The 17200-nt window shown below is 42.7% G+C and carries 14 protein-coding genes; 4 read left to right on the top strand and 10 right to left on the bottom strand.

From position 1 onward, the window contains the following. Positions 1-15: 15 nt before the first annotated feature. Positions 16-1092: a tRNA 2-thiouridine(34) synthase MnmA gene (mnmA, locus tag C0977_RS00905; protein ID WP_101912083.1), complete on the bottom strand. Its 1077-nt coding sequence runs from the start codon at positions 1090-1092 to the stop codon at positions 16-18. Further along, positions 1089-2234 carry a cysteine desulfurase family protein gene (locus C0977_RS00910; protein WP_101912084.1) on the bottom strand — a complete coding sequence of 382 codons (1146 nt, stop codon included), beginning with the start codon at positions 2232-2234 and terminating at the stop codon, positions 1089-1091. Before C0977_RS00910 ends, mnmA begins: the two co-directional genes overlap by 4 nt. 241 nt (positions 2235-2475) lie before the next feature. On the opposite strand from C0977_RS00910, the gene C0977_RS00915 reads away from it, so the two are divergent. After that, the gene (locus tag C0977_RS00915; protein ID WP_101912085.1) at positions 2476-3726 is read left to right on the top strand and encodes a dicarboxylate/amino acid:cation symporter; all 1251 of its coding nucleotides are present in this window, start codon (positions 2476-2478) and stop codon (positions 3724-3726) included. Positions 3727-4042: 316 nt separating this feature from the next. On the opposite strand, the gene C0977_RS00920 is transcribed toward C0977_RS00915, so the two are convergent. From C0977_RS00920 to C0977_RS00945, 5 genes are all read right to left on the bottom strand, one after another. Continuing rightward, positions 4043-5002, bottom strand: coding sequence for an AEC family transporter (locus tag C0977_RS00920; protein WP_101912086.1), 960 nt, complete (start codon positions 5000-5002; stop codon positions 4043-4045). Between the two features lie 600 nt (positions 5003-5602). After that, positions 5603-6541 carry an alpha/beta hydrolase gene (locus tag C0977_RS00925; RefSeq protein ID WP_023053118.1) on the bottom strand — a complete coding sequence of 313 codons (939 nt, stop codon included), beginning with the start codon at positions 6539-6541 and terminating at the stop codon, positions 5603-5605. Positions 6542-6685: 144 nt separating this feature from the next. Further along, the gene (locus C0977_RS00930; protein WP_101912087.1) at positions 6686-7513 is read right to left on the bottom strand and encodes a class I SAM-dependent methyltransferase; all 828 of its coding nucleotides are present in this window, start codon (positions 7511-7513) and stop codon (positions 6686-6688) included. A gap of 82 nt (positions 7514-7595) precedes the next feature. Then, positions 7596-8234 carry a DUF6796 family protein gene (locus tag C0977_RS00935; protein WP_101912088.1) on the bottom strand — a complete coding sequence of 213 codons (639 nt, stop codon included), beginning with the start codon at positions 8232-8234 and terminating at the stop codon, positions 7596-7598. A 246-nt stretch (positions 8235-8480) separates the two neighbouring features. After that, complete coding sequence (locus C0977_RS00945; protein WP_234987527.1) at positions 8481-9152, bottom strand: ATP-binding cassette domain-containing protein; 672 nt, start codon at positions 9150-9152, stop codon at positions 8481-8483. 173 nt (positions 9153-9325) lie between these two features. Between C0977_RS00945 and C0977_RS00950 the strand changes: the two genes are divergently transcribed. Further along, positions 9326-10399, top strand: a complete 1074-nt coding sequence (locus C0977_RS00950; protein ID WP_200814187.1) for a FecCD family ABC transporter permease — start codon at positions 9326-9328, stop codon at positions 10397-10399. Then, complete coding sequence (locus C0977_RS00955) at positions 10399-11148, top strand: ABC transporter ATP-binding protein (RefSeq protein ID WP_101912090.1); 750 nt, start codon at positions 10399-10401, stop codon at positions 11146-11148. Before C0977_RS00950 ends, C0977_RS00955 begins: the two co-directional genes overlap by 1 nt. Before the next feature lie 147 nt (positions 11149-11295). On the opposite strand, the gene C0977_RS00960 is transcribed toward C0977_RS00955, so the two are convergent. From C0977_RS00960 to C0977_RS00975, 3 genes are all read right to left on the bottom strand, one after another. Further along, entirely contained in the window at positions 11296-12279 is a 984-nt protein-coding gene (locus C0977_RS00960; RefSeq protein ID WP_101912091.1) for an ABC transporter substrate-binding protein, read from the bottom strand. A gap of 294 nt (positions 12280-12573) precedes the next feature. Next, positions 12574-14295 (bottom strand): ABC transporter ATP-binding protein, encoded by a 1722-nt coding sequence (locus C0977_RS00970; RefSeq protein ID WP_101912092.1) that lies wholly within the window; start codon positions 14293-14295, stop codon positions 12574-12576. Further along, complete coding sequence (locus C0977_RS00975) at positions 14279-16033, bottom strand: ABC transporter ATP-binding protein (RefSeq protein WP_101912093.1); 1755 nt, start codon at positions 16031-16033, stop codon at positions 14279-14281. The genes C0977_RS00970 and C0977_RS00975 overlap by 17 nt, the downstream gene beginning before the upstream one ends. Before the next feature lie 161 nt (positions 16034-16194). On the opposite strand from C0977_RS00975, the gene C0977_RS00980 reads away from it, so the two are divergent. Next, the gene (locus C0977_RS00980) at positions 16195-17187 is read left to right on the top strand and encodes a helix-turn-helix domain-containing protein (protein WP_101912094.1); all 993 of its coding nucleotides are present in this window, start codon (positions 16195-16197) and stop codon (positions 17185-17187) included. The last annotated feature ends 13 nt before the right edge of the window (positions 17188-17200 follow it).

Raw genomic sequence — 17200 nt, forward strand, 5'->3', positions numbered from 1 at the left:
GTCGTAACTCCTTCTTTAAATAATCACTCCGCCGCCGAGAACGCGCTGCCCGTCGTACAACACGAGAGCCTGTCCCGCCGTCACCGCTCGCTGCGGCGTTTCAAAAACGGCAGTCAACTGATCTCCGTCGGGATAAACCGTACACGGCGCTTCTTTCGCCGCATAACGAATCTTACCGTATGCCTTGAAAGCGCTTTTCGGCGTCCCTTCGACCCAGGTCGCGGCGGTTGCCTTGACTTCAGCGGAAAACAGGTCTTTTTCCGCGCCGACGACGACGCGGTTTCGTTCCGTATCCAGCCGCGTCACATAATAAGGTCCGCCGGGGCCGCCCAACTGCAAGCCGCGGCGCTGTCCCACCGTGTACCCCGGCAGCCCTTGGTGCTCGCCGACGGTACGACCGGTCCTATCGACCATCTTCCCTCTGCGGAAGATCTGCGGCGCCTCTCTGCGCAGAAAACCTTTGTAATCATTGTCAGGAATAAAACAAATATCCTGGCTTTCAGGCTTATTGAAAACCGGCAATCCCCACTTTCTGGCAAGCGCTCTCGTTTCCGTCTTTTCCAACGCCGCCATGGGAAACAGGAGATGCGGCAACATATCCTGCGTCAGCTGATATAGGACATACGACTGATCTTTCCGGGCATCGGCGCCGCGCAGGAGTGAATAAACCCGCCTTTTTTCATCATAGGCGACTTGCGCGTAATGACCGGTCGCCAAAAAATCGGCGCCGAATTGTTTCGCCTTATCCCAAAGTAAGCCGAATTTGATAAATTTATTGCAGGCAATACAAGGATTCGGCGTTCTGCCGACAGCGTATTCGGCGACAAAATAATCGATAACATCACGACGAAAAACGTCACGAAAATCAAGCGTATAATGCGGAATCCCCAAAACGGTTGCAACGGCCTTGGCATCATCGACAGAGGATAGGGAACAACAGGCGTGAACGTTATCTGCAGGCAGACAGGCGGAATCGTCTTCCCACAAACGCAGCGTCACGCCGATAACATCATAGCCTTCTTCCCGCAACAGCCCTGCCGTAACCGAGCTGTCGACGCCGCCGCTCATGGCAACGGCTATACATTTTTTCATGATTTTCCTCCCGCCTCTGCAGCAATCATTTCTATAGCCGCGACCGTTTTCTTCAGCTCCGCCGCTGTCGTTTCTTTGCCCCAAGAAATACGAATACTGCCGTCGATCCAGTCATCGCCGACAGCCATGGCCCGAAGCACATGCGACCCCGTCAGCGCTCCCGATTCACAAGCTGAGCCGGCAGATACGGCTATTCCCTGACGATCCAGTCGTATCAACGTCACGGCATGATCTGTACCGCGGATACTGATATCAATAATATTCGGCAGAGAATTACACAACGTTCCGTTAATGCGGATCCGTTCCGGTTGCCGCTGCAGCCGATCATAAATATACCGCTTCAAGGTCAGCGCCGCCGTATACCGCTCCGTCCGTTCCGCCGCAAGAAGACGGCAAGCCTCGCCGAAGCCGACAATTGCCGGAACATTTTCCGTACCGGCACGCAGCCGGTGCTCTTGAGGACCGCCATAGGTATCGGCAGCCAACTGCAAACCGCGCCGGATATAGAGAGCGCCGATCCCCTTCGGCCCGTACAGCTTATGACCGCAAACCGTGAGCAGATCAATATGCGATCGTATCGGCTCTATCGGAATATAGCCAAAAGCCTGCACGGCATCGACGTGAAAGGCGATGCCCCGTTCCGCAGCAACGGCACCGATTTCATCAACAGGTTGAATCATGCCGGTTTCATTGTTGGCATACATGACGGAAATCAGTCGAGTATCATCACGCACGGCCTGTTGCACAGCCTGCGGAGAAACTCTGCCGTCATGCTCGACAGGCAAGAAGGTGACCTCATAGCCGTGCGCCGCCAAATATTCAAAAGTGCGCAACACGGCATGATGTTCGACAGCAGTTGTAATCAGATGCCCGCCGCTGCGGCAATTGGCTCGTAAAAAACCGAGAATTGCTAAATTATCCGCTTCCGTACCGCCGCCGGTAAAAACGACATCGCCACTGTTTACACCGAGAGCCGCCGCCGTCAGGCGGCGGGCCGTCTGCACGGCAGCGCGCGCTTCCTGCCCCCACACATGCAGACTTGACGGATTACCGTATACTTTTGTCAAATATGGCATCATCGCCTGCAATACTCTGCCATCAAGCGGAGTTGCTGCGGCATAATCCAAATAAATCCGTTCCATACTTACTCCTTATAGTTAAAAGCCTATTGTTTATCATACCATATTCCTTGTCAATCAGCCAGACAAAGTGAACCGTCAACAAGAAAACGTCCATTTGTTCTTTATAAAAACGCATTTGTTCTTTAACAACACACGATTATTCAAGTTGAAAAAAAATAATATATTTTATATATTATCTGTTGTATATCTTGAAAAGTCCCTTTATAATTTTATCATCTCAATAAAAAAGGAGTAATCTGACGTGAAAAAAATCGATTTAAGTGTTAAAATACTGATCGGGCTAGTACTGGGAATTTCAATCGGTTACCTGTTTCCCGACTTCGGTATCAAGTTGAAGCCCTTGGGCGATGCATTCCTGCGCATGATTAAAATGATTGTTGTACCGCTGATTTTCAGTACCCTCGTCATGGGAATCGCCGGTACCGGCGATTTTAAAAAACTGGGACGCCTTGGCGGCAAAGCCATTATCTGGTTTGAATTTGCAACGACGATTGCCCTGGCCATCGGTCTTATCATCATGAATTTAGCGGAACCCGGTGTCGGCGTCACCGTTTCAACAGCTTCCGGCGGCGCTGCCGCTGCTGCGCAAAAAGCCAGCCAGCACAGCATTGACCTTGTCCAGTATGCCGTCAACATTGTACCGACAAATATCATTGACGCCGCCGCACGGCAAGATATGCTGGAAATTATTTTCTTCGCCTGCTTCTTCGGCGTAGCCGTCGCGCACATCGGCGAAAAAGGAAAAGTTATCGTGACGGCCTGCCAAAGTGTAGCTGAAGCGATGTTCAAAGTCACTCACTATGTCATGTACTTTGCTCCTATCGGCATTTTTGCCATGATTTCATATACCGTAGCCAGCTATGGTATCGCCATGCTGATCCCGCTGGGCAAACTGATCATTTCCGTTGCTTTCGCCACAGCTCTTTTTATCGCTCTTATCGCCACCATTGCCAGTATCTTCACAAAGATTAATTTCTTTACGCTCATCCTGGCCATAAAGGATATCCTCTTCCTCGCCTTTTCGACGGCCAGCAGCGAAGCCGCTCTGCCGATCGCTATGGAACGCCTGGAAAAACTCGGCGTCCCCCGATCAACAGTCACCTTTGTCATGCCGACAGGTTATTCCTTCAACCTCGACGGTTCGACGCTGTACAGTTCTGCCGGCATTCTCTTCATCGCTCAGTTTTACGGCATTGATATGCCTATTGCACAACAACTGCTGGTCATGGTAACATTGATGCTTTCCACAAAAGGGATTGCCGGCGTCCCCGGCGCGGGCATCATCGTCGTAGCAGCCACGGCCGCCGCTTTTAACTTGCCGACAGAAGGCGTTGCCATTTTGCTCGGCATTGATCGTGTTCTCGATATGATCCGCACCGTTTGCAACGTCTGCGGCAACTGCATGGCCACCGTTCTCGTTTCCTGCTGGGAAAGGGAATTGGAGAAAGCGCGATTTACAACCCTGTATAAAGCTTTCATGGAAAGCCGCTGAAGCCGAAACAGCATATTACGAAAATTCACAAAACATCTCCGACCATTTCCTGATGCGAACAGTCGGAGATGTTTTTCTGCATTGCCCAGGACATATCCCGTACTGCTTCTCATCTTCGCAGGTAACCTTACTCGCCGCGATTGCAGCCGACGTCAAGCTCGCGGCAGGTAAAAAAACAACGCATTGCAGCCGCTTTTCCTGTCACACCTTCCCGTCCCCCGGCAGCCAGAAAACAAAAGCGTTTTCCAACGCTCCGGTACAAAAAAAGAATCCCTTACGGATTCTTTTTGCACCGAATAAACGTTATCAAGCCCTATCAAAGCCCCAAAAAAGCGATGACAACAGTAAGTGAGAAAAGAAAGAAAACGGTCGTTACTGTCACGGCAGCCGTGGCAAAAGGCGTATCACCATGAAATTCATTGGAAAGAATCGGCAAAACCGCCATGACCGGCAAAGCAGACATAATCATGTACGTATTGAACTGCATTCTTCCTAAAGGACCGATAAGGGATTCGCCAAAAAACAGAACAAAATACATGATCAAGGGAGCCGCCACAAGACGACCGATAACGGCTGCTGCCAAATCACCGTCAAATCTGATACTCTTCAGCCCGGACTCCGCCAAAATAATGCCGATGTACAATAAGGACAACGGTGTCACCATGGCCGCCAGAAGGCTCAACGTCTTCTCACAGAGCGGCGGCAACGCAATGCCGGCGGCAATCCAGATACTGCCGCAAATAAGTCCCAACAACGGCGGGGAAAGAAAGTTTTTGACGCGCAGCCGCCGTTTGTTCGCGTAACGGTCCTGTTCCATCTGATCTTGCAATAAAAAGCACTCACCCAAAATCCAAGTGGATATATTATTCCAGATAAAAAAAACGAGAAAATACAACACGGACTGATCGCCAAGCAATGCTGTACAGACCGGCATGCCGACAAAAACGACGTTCGGATTGGCGAAAATATTAAGCAGAACACCTCGCCGCCCTCTGCGTACGGACGCAAGACGGCACCAGAGGTACGCCGCCGCAAACCAAATAGTGATCGCCAGCGCCACGAGAATAAAACCGGTAAATAGCCCTTGAAAAATATCAAATCTCAAATATCGGTAAATAGCCAAAAACACGGCTGCAGGCAAAGCAACCTGCATAAGCAGTTTAGAAATGCCGCTGCCTACGCCGTCTCCAACAATGTCTTGCCGTCGCAAGACAAAGCCGATCACAATAAGAATAAGAAGCGGCATAATGTTTTCAACCGAAATCAACACTCCCATAAAAACGGTTCCCCCTTGCCATCCGGTTCCACTCCCGGTTGGCGTAATAAAAACTGCAGTCGATCAATACTTTACGCTCCGAGCCAATAAACCGGTTTCTTGCCGATTTTAATTTATAAAAGGACTGACTTCCCTCCTCGGGAAATCAGTCCTTAAAATGGTGCGCCTAGCAGGATTCGAACCTGCGCACCCGGTTCCGGAGTTTTAAATCATGGTTTTGTTATTTTTTTCTAAAGCTACTAATTTACCTCAAAGAGCCATAAATAAGCGTTTTGCCTGAATTTCTGCTTTGATAAAGTTGGCCTATTGTTACTAAATTTATAGAGTTAATAAAGTTATTGGGCTCAAAATTGGGCTCAATAACTTTTTTCTTTATCAGCCATCTTATAGATACCATTTTTGATAAATTTTCCCTATTTGTCTATTCAACAAGAAACTAAAAAAGACCAGATTTGTAAATCTGGTCTTTTTTATCAATACTTACTATGACGCCTTCTTCCCGGCCTTTAGCATCGCTACTTTTGTGTACGGCTTTGACGATGAGGTCTGTTTGTTGCCCGAGCAGTGTGCGTCCCTGTATGTTTATATGTTTCCTCTTAATTATTGTTTTAACAATTCAATAATTTCATCCTGGGCCTGTCTGCCCTCCCTAAAAAATCTAGCCAAGGGATAGCAGTGGCACATTCCTTTGCCTACAATGATTTCGTATGGAGCTTTGTATTTTTCCATTGCTTTTTTAAATTCCTCCGCAAAGGCATAGAGGCATTCATTTTCGCCGTAATAAAAATATGTTTTCGGAAAGTCGGTAAAATCTCCCACAGTTCCGTCAAGCATATATTCAGGCAGATCTTTATCGCCTTTTGTAATTTCCCTTGCCGTTTTAAAATATGTAGGTTCAATTATTATGTCTTTGTGATTAAGTGCATTTACTCTTTCCCAAATCTCTTTATTTTCTTTTAGATTTACATCGGGTATGCCGCCCGGTGATACTGAAATTATTTTGCCGGGCATTTTAACAGGTCTTCCAATTGCATTGTTGTGCAAAAATATTCCAAGAGCCAGGGCAGCTCCTGATGAAAATCCCAGGACACTTATGTTTTCCGCCTTATAACTTTCTGTCATCAGCCTATAGGTTTCAAATGAAACTTCGTATGTCTTATCTATCTTTACATCTTCCGAGCAAAGTGGATAGAATAAAAACCAAACATCTTTGCCGGTTTGTTCCATTATTCTTTCCGACAAAGCAAAATCCAATTTGTCCGGTTGTGTAATCATTCCTCCACCGAAGAGATATAGCACCGCTCCGTCTGTAGGGCCCTCATTCTTTTGATAGGATATAAGCCTGTATCCCATAACGTCTCTTACAATGAGATAGTAATTTTTTCTCTCGGCTCTTTTCCTCGCTTTATCTAAATCAAATACCGCCTTTGAGTTTTTTCCCTTTGCATACTCAAGCATCTCTTCTTTGTTCTTTAAAAACACTTTTTTGACACCGGCAAGTCTTACTATTGTCGATGCAATTTTATATGCAACGCTCATTTCACCCCTCCGATTGATACTCAATTAATCTCAATTCCCAAAATTTAACATCTATAGATAATCCTTGTAAACTGGGTTCATTCTCTATTGCCTGTAATAAAGTAAAGGGAGTTACACATCATTTTCTAGATAGTCTCCGGCGGATTATTTTCTCCCAATAAGAAGGGTTGAACCGTAAAGTCCTAACAATAAAGCTTCTTTGTGACCCATAAAAAGACCCTTTGTTGTATCAATTAATTGCACATCTTCGTAGCCATCTTTTTTCAGCTTTTCGATAAATTTATTCATATCTCCGTATCTTGACTTACTCATCAAATCATGGATGACAAAAACTCCACCTTTTTTAAGTACACGAAGTGTTTCTAGTAAAAGTTTTTGTTTATTTTTCCCCGTTATATTGTGATAAACATAGTTGCTTGTTACTGCATCAAAACTTTCATCTTCAAAAGGAAGATTCACTGCATTTCCAACTTTAAATCTCGCATTTTCTATTCCCTCTAATTTCGCATTATTTTCACAGAGTTCTTTAGAAAATTCACTTTTATATGAACCCCTCCAAATATCGCAGCCCACCATGATCGCCTTAGGATTTCTTTTTGCACATGCTATGGTAAGTGCACCGCTACCACATCCTACATCTAAGCCCACGCCACCATCTGGGATCTTTACATAGTCGGCAGTCCCCTCTATTATAACTTTGGCAAGCTTTCTTTTCCCATTGTAATCAAAAGCCCTATGTAGTACTCTCATCCAGATTGCAAAGAAAGTAAGTTTCAACGTAGCATATCCAAGAATAATGGCACAGATAAGATGAGTTCTTCCACTAAATACAAGATCACTGACACCGAAGGCTATAAATAGAATAAAAGCTACAAGGCTTCCAAGTATTAAATTCCTTAACAAACTTTCAGGAACCCAGTTTTTGTAGTCAGCTTTTGTTATCTTGTCATCAATAAAATTTAATTGCTTCATAAATTTTCTCCTGTAAATGATTAATTTTATAAAATTTGCCTTGTCTGCTAAAATAATGATTTTAATCTCTGACTATATAATCTTATAAATTCACATTAGTATAGTTTATCAATAAGCTTAGGTAGTAAATAAAATATATTAAGTTAAACCAACCACCGCGAATAATCATGTGCAATCCCTTTGGCAATCTCCCAGCAAGAGGAGTGAGAGTCAAAAGAAATATAGGTGTAAATAGAGCTTGCCATCTTGGAAATACTGTGAATCCAAATAAAATTATCAATGTTGTTCCTATGTTTGCTATAGCCATAGTTCCAAAAACTATTTTTGCTTGAAATTTTAAAAATTTTAAAAATTCATCAAAGGCCCCCTTGTTTTCGTATCTTGATAAAAGGCCTAAGTAGGCACATTGAATATGATAAGAGCCTCCTAGTATCATGCCAAAAATATTTATTAAAAATACAAAGCACGCAAGACTTAAATAATTTTCTTGACATGATAAAACAATATGATAAAAGCCAATACAATAAATAAAGGCAGATATTGGACCTAAAAGACCACCAAGGTATAATCTTTTTGTGCTAACATTTTTCATTATGCCAATAATGCTATTTATAGTATCTTTGCCATCGTAATCATTTGGATCATAATATAAAATCATGTCTCCCAAAAACATCAAGAATGAACCCAAGAGACCTATTAAGATACATTTGTTTAAGGTCATAAGTCTAACTCCTTTTTATATTAAATGATATTTATTATCATTATAATTATAGCATCTAACATAACACAGATTCCTTTCAATTATATGATTTACTGCGTTAAACTAAATAAAAAATAAAGGCAGTCCAAAGACTGCCAATTTTTATCATATTGGAATAATCTATACCACTTTCAGGTTCTTCGAAATAGACAAATGGAGAGTCCCTATACATAACAGATGCTATTGCAAGTCTTTGCTTCTGTCCTCCTAATAAATAAATTCTTCTGCCATTTTTGTCTTTACTATTAAATTCTTGTAAACCTTTGATTTTTGTAAAAGCTTTTCATGGTTACCTTGGCTTTCTACTCTTCCGTTTTCAAGAACTACTATCTTATCCGCATTTTCTATGGACTTCATTCTGTGTGAAATGATGACAACTGTCTTATCTTTAATTAAATTACTTAATGACTCTTGAATTTTTTTCTCGTTGTCAACAGCAAGGCTTGCTGCTATCTCATCTAAAATCAATATCGGTGCATCTTTTAAGAAGGCTCTGGCTATAGATAACCTCTGTCTTTCTCCGCCTGATAGCTCAGCACCGTTCTCACCAATAACCGTATCGAAACCCTTGTCCATTTTTTCTATAAAATCTGTGCAGTTTGCAAGTTTTGCTGCTCTTTTAACTTCTTCGTCACTTGCATTTTGCTTTCCAATCCTAATATTTTCCATGACGCTTTGATTAAAAAGAACCACATCTTGGAAAACTATTGAGACCTTATCAAAAAGAGCGATAAATGACAAGTTTGCAATCGTGCCCGACATGAGTCCGACCGCCGCCATCAGATTAATCGCGACCAAGCCGACAATAAAAAGCATACTCGCCCGCAAATCAACATAAGGATCACGCCGCAAAATCAGGTACGATCCGACCAGCAACACCAGTTGGAACTGATGCGCAACAAACCGGCCGACCTGATCAAACCGGTCGTACTGATGGACGACAAATAATCGTCACTCCCGACACGCCTTGCTTGCAAGGCGTGTTTTTTCATGCCCCAACGCGGCTTTGCCGATACGCGTGAATCTTTCGATCATGTTTCTCACCCTGTTGATTGCATCATGAAAATGATTATTATATACTGAATGAGAATATCAACAAAGAAAAGAGGAATGCTATGAAATCAGGAAAATTATTGGCCGGTTTGCTGGTGGCGCTGGCCGTGATCATCGGCGCGCACTATTTCGGTTCGGTCGACATTCCCGTTGCGGAAGTAACCGCCATTTTGTACGGCAATATGACGGGAGCGGATACCGCTGTGCGACCGGTATCGCAAGTACTGGTTGAATTGGTGCGTGCGCCGCGTATTTTGGCGGGCTTTGCCGCCGGCGCCGTACTGGCCACGACAGGACTTGTCATGCAGACACTCACCCGCAACCCGCTCGCCGAACCGTATGTCCTCGGGATCTCCGCCGGTGCATCGACCGGTGCGGTCGGAGCGATTTTACTCGGCTGGTTCTCGTTTCTCGGCGGGGGCGGTACGTACGTATCGGCGTTTTTAGGCGCACTGCTCGCCATGACCTGTGTCCTGGTCTTGATGGGGCGGCGGGACAATCCGGTCTTTCTCGTCCTGCTCGGTATGGGTGTCAACGCCTTCTTCGGCGCCTTGACTACCATGCTCATCTACTCCTCAAACAACGAAGCGCAAGTCCGCAGTGCGATGTTTTGGCTCGTCGGATCGCTGGCGGGATTGCAATGGTCGTCCGTCTGGCTGCTCGGTCTGACCGCCCTTCTTTGGGTGGCGATCATCACCTTGTTTCACAACGACTTCGACTTGTTGCTGCTCGGTCGTGACGCCGCCGCCCGCCTGGGGTTGAGCGTACGTCGCCTCCAGTGGCTCTTTATCGTCTTGTCCTCGCTCGCCATTGCGGTGGCTGTTGCCCATACGGGTGTCATCGGCTTCATCGGTCTGATTATCCCGCATATGGCCCGCCGGATCATCGGCCCGCAACATCTGTCGTTGGGCCTGCTCTGCGCGTTGTCGGGCGGTACCATTCTCGTCGTCGCCGATACCGCCGCACGGACACTGTTTCGGCCGGAAGAACTGCCGATCGGCGTCTTGACCGCGCTCATCGGCGCACCGCTCTTTATCGCACTGATTCGCCGCGCGTACGGAGGTGAACGATAATGTGGGACATCACGCATTTACACTATCAAATCGGGCAAGCCAAACTGCTCACCGATATCAATCTCACCGTACCGACCGGCGCCCGCTTCGGTATCATCGGACCGAACGGATCGGGAAAAACGACCCTGCTGCGCCATATGTACGGCGAACTTCCCGCCGGCGACGCCGTCCGTTTTGACGGGCGACCGATCGGCGACTATCCCGCCCGCGAATTGGCCCGCAAACTCGCCGTACTCACGCAGTTTGCCACCGACACGGAAGGGCAACTCTCCGTGGAACAGTCCGTTCTGATGGGACGCTATCCGCATACGGATCGCTTCCTCGGATATCGCCGCCAAGACTACGACATCGCACGGCATCATATGGAAATCACGGGCACATTACCGCTCGCCCCGCGCGAACTCGGTACCCTGTCCGGCGGCGAACGCCAACGCGTACAAATCGCCCGTGCGGGCACGCAAGAGCCGAACTCGATCATTCTCGACGAACCGACCAACCACCTCGACGTGCGGTTCAAAGTCGAACTCATGCAACTGTTGCAGGACTTTCCGGGTACGATCGTCATGACCCTGCACGACCTCGAACTCGCCTATCGCTACTGCGACCATGTCGCGGTACTCGTCGGCGGTCGACTCGTCGCCTGCGGCGCCCCGCAGGAAATCATGACCGAGAACCTGCTGACCGATGTATTCGGTGTCCCCTTCCGCATCGTGGAATGGGACGGCAAACATTATCCCGTGCTCGCCTGAACATACACATACGCATACGCAACGACATCTCCGCGGAGATGTCGTTTTTGTTTGCCTCCGCCGTATACCGCGCATAATAAAACACACCTCACTGCCAACAAGGTGAGGTGTGTTTATTACGACTGACGATCGCACGTCAGTGTGAGATTATTTCAAGCCGTGAATTTCTTTCGCCAAACGTTCCAGTGCCGCTACCGTGCGTACGCCCGGTGTGATTTCCGAAAGTTTTACGCGGATGAAATGTCCTTCACGGACAGCCGTCATATTCTGCAACGCCGGATTTGCTTTCAACGCCGCTACTTTCGCGTCGAAATCATCCGTATTGCGGATACTCGTGCCATAGTCCACGATGATGATATATTCCGGATCCCGTGCGATGACATCTTCCCAGCTTGCCTTGGCCCAAGTTTTATCCGAGCCGAGACCGCTCATGACGTTCTTCGCGCCGATCAGTTTGAGTACGCTCGTGGTGTAGCCTTCGAATACGGTAAAAGGCTGATCATCTTCCGAGTCAAACACAAAGACACGTTTTTCCGGCAAGTTTTTCAATTTTTCCTGTGCCGCTGCTAAATGTTTCTTCTGTTCCGCTACCCATTTTTCCGCTTTATCCGATGCGTTGAAGATCTTGCCGATCGTCAGCATATCTTCAAACAGCGTATCCAAGGTCGCGTCGTTTTTCTGCATGGAATCCGGTACATAAATCGGTACACCGGCTTCGCGAATCTTGCTCGCTTCGATACCGCGTTTGGTGAACGGTACCGGCCAACCGGTCGTAAAGTCCGGTTTCGCTGCGATAAATACTTCGTAGGACGGCCATTTTTCCGCCAATACCGGTACTTTTTCATACGCGGCTTGCAACGGTTCGTAAATATCCTCTTCTTTGAACGCCGTACCCGCCATCTGTTTTTCCAGACCTAAGGCGAGCAACATTTCCGTTGTCGCTTGCGACATGGATACTGCGCGTTGCGGTGCCTTGGTTACCTGTTCCTGGTAAGTGTTCCCGTCCAGTTTTTCTTCCCATTTGATCGGATAGCCTGTCGCTTCCGCCGTCGTGGCCGGCTTATCAGCCCCACATCCCGCCAATGCCAGGACCGACATGGCAACAGCGGTTCCCAATAACCACTTCTTCATATAACTCCTCCTTTGTATTATCCTCGCTCCCCGACGAGTTTCTGCCAATATTATACCACGATTAGTAACCGTTGCAGGAAGAATTGATGAAAGTAAATATCAATACGGCTTTTGCTTGAAATTTTAAAAATTTTAAAAATTCATCAAAGGCTCCCTTGTTTTCGTATCTTGATAAAAGGCCTAAGTAGGCACATTGAATATGATAAGAGCCTCCTATTTCAGGTTCTTCGAAATAGACAAACGGAGAGTCCTTATACATAACAGATGCTATTGCAAGTCTTTGCTTCTGTCCTCCTAATAAATAAATTCTTCTGCCATTTTTGTCTTTACTATTAAATTCTTGTAAACCTTTGATTTTTGTAAAAGCTCTTCATGGTTACCTTGGCTTTCTACTCTTCCGTTTTCAAGAACTACTATCTTATCCGCATTTTCTATGGACTTCATTCTGTGTGAAATGATGACAACTGTCTTATCTTTAATTAAATTACTTAATGACTCTTGAATTTTTTTCTCGTTGTCAACATCAAGGCTTGCTGTAATTTCGTCTAATATCAATATCGGTGCATCTTTTAAGAAGGCTCTGGCTATAGATAACCTTTGTCTTTCTCCGCCTGATAGCTCAGCACCGTTTTCACCGATAACTGTATCAAAACCTTTATCCATTTTTTCTATAAAATCTGTGCAATTGGCAAGCTCTGCTGCTTTTATAACTTCTTCGTCACTTGCATCTTGCTTTCCAATCCTAATATTTTCCATGACGCTTTGATTAAAAAGAACCACATCTTGGAAAACTATTGAGACCTTATCAAAAAGAGATTCTGTTGATATTTCTTTTATATCTTTGCCATCAATTAAGATTTGTCCATCGTCATAATCATAAAGTCTTGATATGAGTTTCAAGATAGTTGTTTTACCGCATCCACTTGCTCCCACTAAAGCAGTTACCTCTCCTTGCTTAGCTTTAAAATTTATTCCATTTAAAACTTTTGCGTCTTTATTGTAAGAAAATTCAACATCTTTTAGATCAATATCAAATTTTTTCAAATTATAGTCTTCGCCCTCTTGTAATTCTTGATTTTGAATTTCTTTAAGTCTTTCAATCTTTGGCGTTAAATAAAATATCTCCATCATGCCCTCTTTAGATGCATCTAGAGAGTCTTTTATCTTCATAGCCGCCAGTAAATATCCTATAAGGTAGAGAGGGCTTATCTCTTTATTAATAATTAGATTTACCCCAACAAGTATTACGACAGCAAGGGAAATAAAGCTAAATATTGAAGATATAGACATAGTTAAAATAAGTCCTATTTCTGTCTTTAAGTGGACTTTTTCGCTTTTGTCCATTTTTTCATATAGCTTTTCTTTCATTTCCTCTGACAAGCCATAGGCTTTAATCTCCATTTGCATCTCGATATTTTCTTGAAAGCTTTCAGAGTTTTCTCTTAAGGCGTCATAATATCTTTTCTCTCCCTTAACTGAATGTTTTTTAGATAAAGGTATAAATATAAAACTTAGAATCGTTGGAATAATTACAGCTAAACCCATCTTGACATTGCCCACTAGCATCATGATGGATATAAGCGGGAAGAATAGTGCCATGCCGCCCACTTTGGGTATCGAGTGGCTCATTGCATGCTCTATGCCTTCAATATCAGCCATAATTGTTTGTGAGAGATCGGAAATATCATGCTTAGAAAAGTATGATAGAGGTAGTTTTGATAAATTCTCTGCTGTTCTTACCCTTAAATCTGCACTTTCTTGATATGTTGTGCTATATAATTTATCGTATTCGATAGAAAGCAAAATATACATTGCTATCAAAGTCAAAACCGAGAATGCTAGATAAAATCCCTTGCTTTTGTCAATATTCTCCAAAACTTCTTGCGCAAAAATCATTAGTAATATGGCAGGAAGCATGGTTATACAATAAACCAAAAATGAGGACAGTGTTGCTTTAGTTAAATTCTTCGCTCCTTTATCTGTAAGAGCAAATCTTTTTTTATAAAACTCCTTCATTTAAAACTCTCCATTCATTCGCACTGTTAAAGAGCGCTTGCAGTCTCTTATACCTTGTATCTCTTGACATTAATTCTTTGTCAGAACCTCTTTCTATAATTTTTCCATTATCCATTACAAGAATTTCATCTACATCTTTAATTGTAGAAAGTCTATGAGCAATCATGATAACTGTTTTATCCTTCATAAGGTTCTTGAAAGCTTTTTGTAGTTCAAACTCGTTATCTGGGTCAATAGATGCTGATGCTTCATCCATAATAATAATTTTGGAATCCTTCAAAATTGCTCTTGCAATTGCAATTCTTTGTTTTTCTCCCCCGGATAAATAAACTCCTTTTGAGCCTATGATTGTATTTTCTCTATCCGAGAATTTGTCCAATATCAAATCGCATCCTGCTAATTTTAAGGCTTTCATAACATCATCTCTTGTTGCATCTTTATTGGCCAAAGCTACATTGTCATAAATGCTCTTCTTAAACAACTTTGAATCTTGAAAAACAAATGAAATAGCTTTGATTAATGCCTCGTCGGAATATTCACTTATCGGAATGCCGCCTATCTTTATACTTCCTGCATTGACATTGTAAAAACCTGATATAAGTTTTGCTATTGTTGATTTACCTGATCCGGAGGAACCGACCAGTGCATAGGACTTTCCTTCTTTCAATTTAAAGGATAAGTTTTCAATGACGGCTTTATCATTATAAGCAAAGCTAACATTATCAAACTCTATATTATAATTTTTAAAATTATTAAGATTGCCGTGCTCCAATTTGTCTTTTTGCATATCCTCGTATAGTGCCTCTAAAGTATCTACTGCATAATTGCCTTGAGAGATGTACAAGGAGTACCACATCATTCTCATAAATGAAACAAAGAGAACTCCTGATAAAAATAAAATCATGATAAGCTCAAGTAAAATCACCTTGGCGCTGCCTAAGCTAGCCATAAAATAAACTATAGGAACAATTAAAATTGCAATTAGACCAAAAAATAACCATTGATACAAAACATAAGGCTTTTTACAAGATAGGGAATAATTATAAGCATACTTTGAATAATCTTTTATCGCCTTATAAAAGCTTTTAAATGACTCTACATTTGCTCTAAATATTTTTACAACTTGCATTCCTCTAACGTATTCAACGGTCTCGGCACTTAGTTTAGATAGAGCTTCCTGGTATATCTTCATAAATTTTTGCTCGCCCATCATTGCCCCTAAAATTAAGCAGCCAATTATTGTAAGAGCAAGTAAAGTGATGCCAACCCTTATACTTACTATAAAGCCAAGTACAAGCACAAGCACGGGTGTAATTATTGCCTGAGAGCTATCAGGAATCATATGAGCTATAACCTGATGTGTTTGTGCGGCATTATCATCTATGATCTTTCTAATTTTCCCAGAAGGATTTAAATCAAAGAACCTAAAGCTTGCGTTCTCTAAACCATCAATTCCTCTTTTTCTTAAATTTGTTTCAAGCCTAAATCCCAATAAATGGGAAAAAGCTCCTGAAGCAAAATAAAATATTGCTCCTGCTGTTAATATAAGAGCAGATTTTATTGCTAAATTTTCTGCTCCAGATAAATCTGTATGGATAATTAAATTGTCTAAAAATCTGTAAATTAAATAGTATCCATATACTGTAATTACTGCAGATATAACAGAAAAAATTATAGCGAAAAATCCAAGATATTTTTTGTCTTGTACATAAGCAAATAGCTTTTTATAAATCTTCATAATATTATCTCCCTTTTCTTTGATATCCCGTTTAGATATAAATTTGCTTTGTTGATAGTAATTATCATTGCCTTTCTATTGTACATCGGGTATGATTACTAATACAATGGCTTGTCGAATTTAGGGCTAATTGGAATATTGTCTAAAGGGGATAGTGTGTTATGACTTATTATGATTTTGTAAAAGAATATATGAACGTAGATGAATGTAAAAACAATAGAAAATATTCAAGTGCCGGGCATACATTTTGTTGGAGCAAAAATAATTCAACTCATGCAGAAGGGCTTTATTGGTTTTATGAAGGAGATGGCTTCATTATTGATGTCCACGATTTTTATATCAGAGAAGAAGTTATTCAAAATAGTACTTATAGTATGTCAGACTATGTTTCAATCTATTCAAGCTACATCGTCAGCGCAAATGGCGAGAAATTTAGTCCTTATCAAACTTTGACTGCAAACTCTTTATGCACTCTAGATTTTGACAATATAAAAGATGACTTCCTGTTTTTATTACACGAGAATTCATATTATCTTTCTGTTTCTATAGGCTTTAAAAGAGAACTTTTGGAAAAGCACCTATCATCCATTAATATTGATCCAGAATCTTTTTATTCGACCTTACTTCAAACGAATCAAATTATACTTACAAAGTCTTTAGAAAAAGTAGCAATGGAAATATTAAATTGTAAGATGGACGCTCCTGCCGCTGATTTTTTCTTAAAAGCCAAAGCAAATGAATGGATAAGTATAGTAATAGATACCTACTTAAATAGAAAAAAATATAAAATTGAAATTGATGATGATAAAGCACTTGAAGATGTAGCAAGATTCTTAGACGATCATTTCACCATGAATGTAAATCAGGAAACCCTTGAAAAAATTTCTAAGATGAGCGGGACTAAATTAAAAAACTTGTTCAAAGAAAAATATGGTCAAGGCATTACAGAATACACCCAAAGAAAAAGAATGAATATGGCTGAGACTCTTCTCTTAAATACCAAACTTCCTATAAAGGAAATAGCTGAATCTGTCGGATACACATCTCATAGCAAATTTTCCATTTATTACAAAAGATATAAGGGAAAACTTCCTAGTGAAGTCCGTAATCTAGCTTGCGAACATCTCAATTTAAAATGCGATTGCTGTAATTAAGATAAATTTTTTT

This window comes from Megasphaera vaginalis (ex Bordigoni et al. 2020) (assembly GCF_900240295.1).
Taxonomy (GTDB): Bacteria; Bacillota; Negativicutes; order Veillonellales; family Megasphaeraceae; genus Megasphaera; species Megasphaera vaginalis.

Bases quoted from the DNA above. Each gene is read 5' to 3' on its own strand.
- C0977_RS00960 (WP_101912091.1), bottom strand. From the start codon at position 12,279: ATGAAGAAGTGGTTATTGGGAACCGCTGTTGCCATGTCGGTCCTGGCA.
- C0977_RS00910 (WP_101912084.1), bottom strand. From the start codon at position 2,234: ATGGAACGGATTTATTTGGATTATGCCGCAGCAACTCCGCTTGATGGC.
- mnmA (WP_101912083.1), bottom strand. From the start codon at position 1,092: ATGAAAAAATGTATAGCCGTTGCCATGAGCGGCGGCGTCGACAGCTCG.
- C0977_RS00980 (WP_101912094.1), top strand. From the start codon at position 16,195: ATGACTTATTATGATTTTGTAAAAGAATATATGAACGTAGATGAATGT.
- C0977_RS00955 (WP_101912090.1), top strand. From the start codon at position 10,399: ATGTGGGACATCACGCATTTACACTATCAAATCGGGCAAGCCAAACTG.
- C0977_RS00925 (WP_023053118.1), bottom strand. From the start codon at position 6,541: ATGAGCGTTGCATATAAAATTGCATCGACAATAGTAAGACTTGCCGGT.
- C0977_RS00920 (WP_101912086.1), bottom strand. From the start codon at position 5,002: ATGGGAGTGTTGATTTCGGTTGAAAACATTATGCCGCTTCTTATTCTT.
- C0977_RS00930 (WP_101912087.1), bottom strand. From the start codon at position 7,513: ATGAAGCAATTAAATTTTATTGATGACAAGATAACAAAAGCTGACTAC.
- C0977_RS00970 (WP_101912092.1), bottom strand. From the start codon at position 14,295: ATGAAGGAGTTTTATAAAAAAAGATTTGCTCTTACAGATAAAGGAGCG.
- C0977_RS00935 (WP_101912088.1), bottom strand. From the start codon at position 8,234: ATGACCTTAAACAAATGTATCTTAATAGGTCTCTTGGGTTCATTCTTG.
- C0977_RS00975 (WP_101912093.1), bottom strand. From the start codon at position 16,033: ATGAAGATTTATAAAAAGCTATTTGCTTATGTACAAGACAAAAAATAT.